We start from the raw sequence: 1,062 nt of genomic DNA, 5'->3' as shown, positions 1-1,062 counted from the left end.
GTCGGGCGCGTCGGCGACACCGGCCACGTCCACGTCGATGGTGCCGGTGACCTGCGCGGTCTCGCCGTCCTGCTCGGTGGTGATGGTGACGTCCAGGGAGAAGTCCGCGTTGGAGTCCGCCGGCGGCGTGACGGTCAGGTTCGCAAGGTCCCCCTCCTCCAGGGTCCAGGTGCCGTCGCCGTTGTCCGTGCCGGCCGAGAGCTGGGCACCGTCGGGAACCCCGTCGATGACGATGGAGGCGATATCGTCCTCGCTCGACACGTCGATATCGAGTGCGATGGCCGTATCCTCATCGCCCGCGGAATCGGTGACGGTGAGGTCGGCCTGTTGGACAACACCCTCCACGTCGATGGTCACCGTGGCCGTGTCCGTGCCGCCCTGGCCGTCCGACACGGTGTAGGTGAAGCTGGTCTCGCCGGTGAAGTCCTGGTCCGGCGTGAAGGTGAAGCTGCCGTCACCGTTCTGCACCAGGGTGCCGCCGTCCGGCTGATCGAAGTCGGTGATGCTCAGACTGCCGCCATCCACATCGCTGTCGTTGCCCAACAGGTCCTGCGCGGTGAAGTCGATGGCCTGATTCTCGTCGCCGGAGAGGCTGTCGTCCGCGGCCACCGGGCCGTCGTTGGTCCCGGTGACGGTGACCGTCGCCGTCGCCATGTCCGTGCCGCCTTGGCCATCCGAGATGGTGTAGGTGATCTCCACCTGCTGCGTCGCACCCGGCGCCAAGTCATCGAAGTCCGAGCCCGGGTCGAACGACACCGTGCCGTCCTGGTTGATGGGCACCGAGCCCTCGCCGTCCGCTACGCTCGCATCGGTGACGCTGAGCGTACCCCCGTCCACATCGGAATCGTTACCCAGGACATCGATGTCGACGGAAGCGTTCTCCGTCGTCTCCGCCGTGTCGTCGGCGGCCATCGGACCGTCGTTGGTGCCCGTTACGGTGACCGTCGCCGTCGCCGTGTCCGTGCCGCCCTGGCCATCGCTGATGGTGTAGGTGATCTCCACCTGCTGGGTCGCACCCGGCGCCAGGTCGTCGAAGTCCGAGCCCGGATCGAACGCAACCGT

General features: G+C 67.4%; 1 protein-coding gene. It reads right to left on the bottom strand.

Going from position 1 to position 1,062, the window contains the following annotated elements; genetic code table 11:
- Window positions 1-1,062 (bottom strand): tandem-95 repeat protein (locus MJD61_16125; protein ID MCG8556792.1); only part of this gene is annotated, 1,062 nt, incomplete at both ends.

This window comes from Pseudomonadota bacterium (assembly GCA_022361155.1).
In the GTDB taxonomy this organism is placed as follows: domain Bacteria; phylum Myxococcota_A; class Polyangia; order Polyangiales; family JAKSBK01; genus JAKSBK01.
The sequence above is the reverse complement of the archived record's forward strand: the minus strand, read 5'-3'. Positions and strand labels throughout refer to the sequence as shown.